The organism is Enterovibrio baiacu, assembly GCF_004120195.1.
GTDB classification, from domain to species: Bacteria; Pseudomonadota; Gammaproteobacteria; order Enterobacterales; family Vibrionaceae; genus Enterovibrio; species Enterovibrio baiacui.
The window spans coordinates 22,300-31,185 of record NZ_SCHN01000032.1 but is presented as its reverse complement, the minus strand read 5'-3'; the positions used below and the strand labels follow the sequence as shown (position 1 = coordinate 31,185).

General features: G+C 48.7%; 3 protein-coding genes and 1 pseudogene. 1 reads left to right on the top strand and 3 read right to left on the bottom strand.

The annotated features are described in order from the left end of the window. Positions 1-290 precede the first annotated feature (290 nt). Both EQP46_RS23555 and EQP46_RS23550 read right to left on the bottom strand, forming a co-directional pair. A pseudogene (locus EQP46_RS23555) lies at positions 291-548 on the bottom strand (AMP-binding protein); the annotation flags it as partial. A 38-nt stretch (positions 549-586) separates the two neighbouring features. After that, positions 587-2,083, bottom strand: a complete 1,497-nt coding sequence (locus EQP46_RS23550; RefSeq protein ID WP_129495918.1) for a coniferyl aldehyde dehydrogenase — start codon at positions 2,081-2,083, stop codon at positions 587-589. A gap of 201 nt (positions 2,084-2,284) precedes the next feature. Here EQP46_RS23550 and EQP46_RS23545 point away from each other — a divergent pair, with 201 nt between their 5' ends. Continuing rightward, the gene (locus EQP46_RS23545; protein ID WP_129495917.1) at positions 2,285-3,313 is read left to right on the top strand and encodes an AraC family transcriptional regulator; all 1,029 of its coding nucleotides are present in this window, start codon (positions 2,285-2,287) and stop codon (positions 3,311-3,313) included. Between the two features lie 98 nt (positions 3,314-3,411). Here the strand turns inward: EQP46_RS23545 and EQP46_RS23540 are convergent, their stop codons facing one another. Then, complete coding sequence (locus EQP46_RS23540) at positions 3,412-8,763, bottom strand: hypothetical protein (RefSeq protein WP_161972891.1); 5,352 nt, start codon at positions 8,761-8,763, stop codon at positions 3,412-3,414. Between the last annotated feature and the right edge of the window lie 123 nt (positions 8,764-8,886).

Genomic DNA, 8,886 nt, shown 5'->3' with positions numbered 1-8,886 from the left:
GGCGAATATGAATATCTAATTGTGTTTTCCCTGTATCAACACCGACGTTGATATTTTGCGTGATATTGGAATTCATAATAAGCTCACTCATGCTTGCGAAATGCGGGTTCGAGACCCAGTCGACTATTCGAGGTTTAAGCTTGGAGTCCTATGTGGCGTTCCTGTTTGTTATCGGTCTCTCGATAGAGGAGCCAGCGTTCAATCGAACTGCCATATAGAAAGCTTTAGTTGCAGCTAAAGCCTGGGTCTCACTTTACCCAAAACAGGTCATTTCGGTCAGGATATTTTCCATACAAAACGTTCAGCGTGACAACCACGCAACCTGCTTTCAGGATCCCATAGTAGGCGATAGGAAAATAGGGAACGTTTGGACAAGAAAGGGCGACCTTATCCCCCGGCTTAAGACCCAGTGCGACCAAATGGGTGGCGACATTTGAAGCGAGTGTATTCAGCTCAGAAAAAGTGATGTTTTCTTCCCCCATTCGAATCGCCATCTTCTGAGGAAAAAGCGCCGCGCTGCGCTCCAGATTAACCGCTAAATTATGCATTTTTACTCCTTGTTAACCGTTAACGTCGTGTGGCTTTGTTAGGCTGAGGTCGTTGAACTCAGGTCTTCCTTGGTCTCTGGCGGGGGAGAGAGCGTGGCGTCAGCTTTGCCAATGAACAAGCGCATGACACATTTTTGTAACCAGTTGCCGTACGGGGGGGCGAAGAAATGGATGGGGAACCAGCGGCGCATTTGTAGCACGGTGCGGGCATGGCTTAATTCTTTGAAACCTTCTTCGCCATGATAGTTGCCGATCCCGGAGTTGCCGATGCCGCCAAAAGGGACAGAATGGTTAAGTGCATGCCATCCCCAATCGTTGATGGTGACACCGCCACTGTGGGTGCGACTGAGAAACCATTCGCGTTGTGTTTTGTTGTGGCTAAAGAGGTAGCAAGCCAGCGGTCTAGGCCGTTCAGTGATGTAGGCTGTTACGTCATCTAACGTTTGATAGCCAAAGACAGGAAGGAGGGGGCCAAAGATTTCTTCTTGGCAAATTCGCATGTCTGGCGTTAAGTGAGTCGCAATGTGAAGCGGTTGAATTCGGCCTTCCTGTGCGTCAGAACATCTTCTGATTGTTGCGCCCTTTGCGATGGCATCGTCAAGCAACGCTTGAAACCGTTGGTGCTGGGCAGCATCAATTAACGATGTGCAATCTGGGTTATTCTTGATGCTCGGGTACATGGCGTTGTATGCGTTAGCAAGTGCCTCAACAAAAAGCGAAACCTTGTCTTGTGGGACAAAGGCGTAGTCTGGCGCAATGCAGATTTGACCCGCATTGAAGCTTTTTCCATGGGCGATTCTTTCTGCCGCTTTCTCGATATCGTAATCATCAAATACCACTGCCGGAGATTTACCGCCTAGCTCTAAGGTGACGGCCGTCAGGTTTGCCGAGGCGTTTGCCATGATGGTTTTCCCCGTACTCGGTGATCCTGTAAACACAAGATGGTCAAACGGGAGATGGCTGATTTCCATTGCTTGAGGGTGATTGCCATGCACGATTCGGACTAAATCGCGCGGGTAAATCTCTGCGAGCAGGGTGTCAAGAACGTGTGTTGTTGCGGGGCAATTAGGCGGCATCTTTATCATGCAGCGATTTCCCGCAGCGAGCGCCGTGATCAATGGGCCGAGAGAAAGGTAGAGTGGGAAATTCCAGGGGCAAATAACGCCCACCACACCCTTGGGCTGGTAGCGCACTTGCAATTTATTGCCCTTGAACAGCCATTCTGTCGGGCGGCGTTTGGGTTGCATCCAAGCGCCAAGGTGGCTGAGCACATGGTTAATATCAAGAATAGGGCCAAGGATATCCGCCATTAAGGATTCACTGTGGCTTCGGCCGCCAAAGTCGTCACGCATCGCGTTCGCCAAGACATCCTGATAGCGACGAAGCTGCTTTTTCAGCGCGAGAAGGTGTGCTCTTCGCGTTTTCAAGTTTGGCTGTGTGTCGCGCTGATAGGCGGCTTTTAGTGATTGAAACCATGCGTTTAATTCATCGGTGATGATTGGGTCAACCGTGTCTGTTTGGTCATGCATTGGCATCACTGTCTTCCTGATGTTTTTATCATTGATTGCCAAATTACAACATTCTGTTAACCTCGTTTGAAGGTGAGAAAAAGACAAATACCGATGATATTCGGACAAAAATGACGTATTGATGACCTATTCTCATGTTGGATTTTGGGTCACGTCGGGGCGAGAAAGCCAATAATAACAAGGTAATGCGTACCCAATGGAGGTGGAATGAAGTACATCGCGGCTTATGAACCCGATATGAAAGCGTGTGGCGTGTTGGATCTTCAATTGCTCAGTCGTTATCTCCAGACAACCGTGCCAATGGATGCGTTGCTCGAAGGTTCTGGGATAGACGCGAGATGCATTCACTCGCCAGACACGCACATTACGTTGATGCAAAAATTGGCGGTGTTTAACAATGCGCTGAGTAAAACCGATGAGCCCGGCCTCGGCTTAAAGGTCGGTCAGCAGGCGCGATTTAGTGACTTTGGTGTACTTGGGTATGCGGTGTTCAGTAGCAATACCTTGCTAGACGCGTTGATGATGGGATTTAAGTATCTTCGACTGGCAGGCCCCGTATTGCGAAAAAGCATGAAGGTTGACGGGAACCTTGGGTACTTTCGCGCCGACCAGCTGGTGGAACTTGATACTTTGCTGCCTTTTTGTTGCGAATACTGGTTTGCCGCGGTGTTGAAGTTGTGCGAAGAGGTGATACAGCAACCTTTCCCTTCGACGGTGATTTACTTTCCCTATCCGAAACCTGATTATGCGGCGCTCTACGAGGAAACCTTTCAGTGCGAGGTGGTCTTCGAGAGCGAGCGTCTTGAGTGGCAATTTAATGCTGAAAAACTCTACGAATCATTGCCCACCGCTAACGCCATGACACTGACGCAGTGCTTAAAGTCCTGTGATGAAATGCTGGCAAAGGTGAATGGCTCAATCACCTTGAATGAAAAAATCACGCAAATGCTGCTAGAAAGGCCTGGGCAGTATCCTTCCATTGAAGTTGTGTCTTCTGAATTGGGAATGTCTTCTCGCACATTACGACGTCACCTAAAAACCGAAAACACGAGCTACCAACATATCTTGGATCATGTTCGCTACAGCCTTGCTCGTCACTACTTGTTGTCCACCCATATCAGCATTGAAGAGGTGTCAGCGAGAGTGGGGTACTCTGATTCAGCGAATTTTCGACAAGCCTTTCGAAAGTGGAGTGGGCATTCACCACGCGCGTATCGCACACAGCATTTGGCGTGAGGTGTATGCGCTCAACCCCCTCGTTTTTGAGGGCGTATGGACACTAAAAAAGCCACTTGCAACGCGCAAGTGGCTTTTTGTTTACTCGCCTGTTTACATTACACGAACATGAAATCGTCAGGGTCAACAGCCCCAACAAAAACGTCTTTTAGTGCAATGGTAAAGTCATGGTCTGGCACTTCAATGTGGACGTAAGGTTCTGGGTTTGGCTTGAAGATAGCGAGATCTTCAAAATTCAGACCTTCAAAGCCAGAGAACTGAATGGTATCGACACCCACTTCAAAGTCTTCAATGACGAACAGCCCTTGCGCGTGACTTGCCACGAGACCGTCTTCAAACACAAAGGTATCTGACCCCGTGCCACCGTGCATTTCGCTCACATTGTCTGATCGATGACCGATGGTGGCATGGAAGGTGTCGTCCCCCTCACCGCCAAACAGTTCAGTCACACCGTTTTCGATGAGGTTGTCTTCGTCACCGATTTCCGAATAAAAAATGGTGTCGTCGCCCGCACCGCCATTCACGGTGTTGTCCATCCCCAGGGCGGTAATGATGTCATCACCCTCACCACCTTGAATGTCATTGGCGAAACCTCGGGAGTGAAGGGTGTCATTGCCTTGTCCTCCATCGATGTGATTCTGGCTTCCTACGGAAATAACCTCGTCATTTCCGCCGTTAGCGAAAAGGGTATGTTCGCCACCGCCATTGAGTTCAAAGACTTCTGCATAGTCGCTGCCGAGTGTCGTTCCCGCGGTGTCTTTCTGTAAGGTGATGTTGACGTCATCAGTCGAAAACGACGCGAGATCAACGTTGTTTAAGGTGACCGAATGATCGTCAGACAAGCGGATAAAGGTGCTTCCATCGATTTCAGAGACTTGGATATGCGTATCCGCAGACCCACTTGGCGTATAAATGATTTCGAGCTCGTCTTTTCCGGCCTCAAAATCTTCAATCACGTTGTGACCGAGATTGCCTTTTATCAAGAAAAGGTCGTTTCCTGCACCGCCAGAGAGAACATCGTCTCCGTTGCCGCTTTCTAACAGGTCTCTGTTTGCGGTTCCTTCCAAGGTGTCATTGTCTTCTGAGCCGACAAGGTGTTTGCCGAATACCTCTTGCACAAGGAATTGGAACTGATCCTGCGACAGATCTTCTGCATTGTAATCGATTAAGGTGATGCTTGATGTGGGTGTATCAGACGCGGGTAGGGTGATGACCGTATTGTCCCCGTCTTGGGTTATCAATAAGTCGGTAAAGGCATACTGGGTACTTGAGTGATTAATGGCGATGCTCGCTGATGCATCAAAGTCTTGGATCGTATCATGGCCAAAGTCATCACCGTTCTGAAGGCCTGTACCAAAGTAATGGACCGTGCTGTCGCCAGCGCCAATGTAGGTGTCGTTGCCAAGGCCACCATTCAGCCAGTTTATATTGCCTGCGCCTTGAAGCGTATTATTTCCTGCGCTACCTGTGAGCACATTGTATTCCGCTGCAACACCATAGAGGTTAAATTCAATGTCTGAGAGGTCAATGCTCGAAATATCCGTGTTTTCGAACAGGACGACATGATCATCAGAACTTTCCGACAGTTTGATGAATGTGTCATTTCCTTGTTGAACAACATAGTCTTGGAAGTCGTTGGCTTGGTATGAGCTAAATGTTACATCTATCTTTAATTTATCAACGCCGACTTCAAAGTCTTGAATGCGATTGATGCCGTCGAATGATTCAAAGATATAAGTATCTTCGCCTTCACCGCCTACAAGTGTATCGTCACCTGTCCCTGCTGTTAGGGTGTCATTACCTTCACCACCAATGAGCGTATCGTTGCCTGAGCCAGCTAAGAGCTTGTCGTTACCTTGGCCAGCGTCGAGATAGTCATCACCTTGGTTACCAGCCAGCCTGTCTTCTCCCGCGCCGCTTTCTAAGACATCGTTACCTTGACCACCTTCGATGACATCATTCCCCGCCCCTGTTTTAACTTGGTCGTCGTTATCTCTTGAGCCTTTAATGATGTAGTTGAAAACATCGAGATCAAATGACATTGGATCGGAGACGGTTCCTCCTTCTATGGTAATGCCTTTACCTGCCAAATCTTGAAGGTTTGTATTTTGTAAAAAGACATTTAATTCATCAGAAAAACTCAATTTAACACTATCGCCTTGCTGCGAGTAATTAAACCCTGCAAATTCACGACCATAAGAAGACAAGTCAATGGTGTCTTCATTGACATCAAAATCATGAATGAAGATGTTGTGATTGGTATTGTCACTATCTCCAAATCCAGGATTAAATCTGATTTGGTAGCTATCGCTGCCTTCGCCACCCCATACATCCGTTGTAAATCTGGGCTTATCAACGTTCTCGTTAATGCCCTGAAGAACAAACGTGTCATTTCCTTCACCGCCATAGAGCTTGTTATCCCCATTGCGCCTTAGGAATGTGTCATCGCCCGCCTCGCCATAGAGTTTGTCACTGCCGGAAGCGACGAGCGTGTCATCGCCATTGCCGCCGTAAAGAACATCAAGGTGTGAATCAGTATCAACGCGGCTACCGTATTGAGTGTGATACGTATTGGCTGAGAGTATGTCGTTGCCTTCGCCGCCATACAGTGTGTCGAAGCCATGACCACCTTCTAGACGATCATCACCGCCATCACCATAAAGCGTGTCGGTGTGTTTCCCACCATGGAGAGAATCTTTCCCGTCTCCACCATAGAGAGTGTCTTCGCCATCTCCGCCATGTATACGGTCATATTCCGCGCCGCCATAGATGCGGTCGTCGCCTTCTGCGCCAGACAAGTAATCTTCGCCATCCCCTCCAATTAGGTGGTCATTACCCGCACCGCCATACAAGTCATCTTCGCCTTTTCCGCCATCGAGAGAATCGTCCCCCTCGTCGCCATGCAACCTATCATCACCGTCGCCACCGATAAGGGTATCATTGCCTTCATCCCCTTCCAGTTCGTCCGTGCCATCTCCGCCGTCAAGAGCGTCATTCCCTTCCCAGCCCTTTAGGTCGTCATCGCCCTCGCCGCCGATGAGCGTGTCATTGCCTTCATTACCCACAAGATCATCATTGCCAGCACCACCTTTGAGTTCGTCATCTCCTAGACCGCCGACGAGTCGATCATCTCCTTCATTGCCGATGAGTGTGTCGTTACCTGCTTGTCCAAATAATGAGTTTGCGTCTGCATCACCAATAATCTGGTTGTCGTTATCATCGCCAGCGAGAAAGTGGTCATACTTTCCAATAATGTCGCTCGGTGGTGTGATGAGAAAGTCAGAGGCAGAAAGTAAAGAAGAGTCTATGTTTTTCAGGGTAATGGACGCAGCATAGTAGGAATCAAAGTCGATGAGTGTATCGTTACCTATCTGCGAAATCGTCCACCCACTCGCTAATGCGTCGTAATCTTGGTCAGACCAAAAGTGAATGAGATCCTCACCTTGCGTGAAATCTTCAATGACGTCTTCGCCAAAAACATTGGAAGTGCTTGTTATAAAGGCATCATAGTGTGTATTCCAATAGGCGAGACCATAAGAAAATATATCTGCTCCTTCGCCGCCTCTCATCACGTCATTCGATGAAAAGCCACCGCCCTTAATGAGGTCATCCCCGGCGCTGCCAATTAGCACAGAGTTATCGCCGCTGCTATGTTCCAAAACCACCTGAATGTCGTCATGTGAAACATCTTGTGCCGAGGTATTTTCTAGCGTTACCGACACCTGATCAGTGACCTTGATAAGCGTGTCATCGCCTTGCTGAATGATCTCGATGTTACTTCCATCAATGGTGCGCAGTATGCTGTCAGAGGAAAGCTCAATGCGGATGACATCCACGCCGGGCTCAAAGTCGGTAATCCGATCATGATCTTGAACGCCATATTCGATGCCTTGAACCGTCGAAATATAGCTGTTGCCTTTTTCGCTAGGAATATATTGAGGCGTGTGAGATCCGATAGACGTAATAAAGGTGTCGCTGCCTTCACCCCCTGTTAAAACATCGGTCCCTAATCCTCCCGATAAATAATCGTCACCGTCACCGCCCGTTAGTGTGTCGTTATCGGCTCCGCCTAACAGAATACTGTTTTCGCTCTGAATCACATTGCCTGTGTCTTCTTCAACCAATTGGTCTTTCCAAACACCTAAGTTATCGACATACGCATCTGCAGATTGGAAAACAAAATCACTGACGGTCAGTTCAGATGCTGTGGTGTTATTTAGGGTAATCGTCGAACCCGTCGAAAGGGTAATGACGGTGGTTGGACCGACTTGTTTGATGTCTAACTCATCAAAGCTGGAATGAATCGTTGTGTCGATGCTGATGGTGTCGATACCCAGCTCAAAATCGATGATACGGTCGTTGCCTGAGAGGTTTGTGGTGTGATCGCCTAGAATCGAGGAGCCAAAATGGTAAGTGTCAGCACCCGAACCACCAATGAGGAACTGATCGCCTGCATTGCCAGATAGGAAGTCATCCCCATCGTTACCTTCTAGTCGACCCTTGTTGGCATCATCGCCAGCGACTTGCAGAACGTCATTGCCTAAGCCGCCCTGAAGCTTGTCATTGTCACCACGGCTGATCAGCACATCATCACCAGACCCGCCGCCTAAGCGATCAGCCCCGAACCCTTCGAGTAAGTCATTGCCGCGACCACCGGCGGCAAAGTCTGCTGTTGCTGTGTCTAAAACAATGTGGTCATCGCCACCGCCGCCCATGACGTTTTGCGGCTCTTCGATAGGCGCTTCGTTATCTCCCCAGATACCGAGTTTGTTTTGATATTCTTGCCCTGTTCGAAACACAAAATCATCCGCAGTCAGATCCGTTGCTGTTGTTTTGTTTAGCGTGATGGTCGCGCCTGTCGAAAGCGTGATAACGGTTGTCTGTCCGACCTGTTGAATATCCAGTTCGTCAAAATGGGTATGAATGGCGGGGTCGATACTGATGGTGTCTACGCCAACCTCAAAGTCCACGATACGATCATGGCCAGAATGATGGGTTGGGTTAGACGCGTCGTAGTTTGGATCTGAGTCTAGAATGGATGAGCCAAAGTGATAAATATCTGCGCCATCGCCACCGATATAAAACTGGTCGTTGTGATTACCTGAGAGAAAATCGTCACTGTCTCCGCCGTTTAGCTTCGTGCCGTCTCCCGCGTCTCCTGCGACTTGGAGGACATCGTTACCGACTCCTCCATTGAGCACATCGCCGTCGCCGAGGCTGACAAGGACATCATTCCCCGTGCCGCCACCAAGTTGGTCGCCGCCGTACCCCTCGAGCCAGTCGCTTCCTCTGCCTCCAGATATTGAAGCATTCGCTTCTGCATCGCCAACGATTAAATCATTGCCGCCGCCACCTGATACTCGGACTGTTTGATTTTCTTCAGCGTTTGGATCAAGGTGATCAGCCACGTATATAACATCGTTCTCGTTTGTACCTTGAATAGATGACATAAGAAACTCCCTGTTTTTATTTGAATGCAGATACCAAAAGAATGCAGTTGCGCTTTCAGTGCCGATCCTACAGGGCGTTATTCGTCTCATTATGTTACTTACATTAGACTTGTCTTTTTTAAT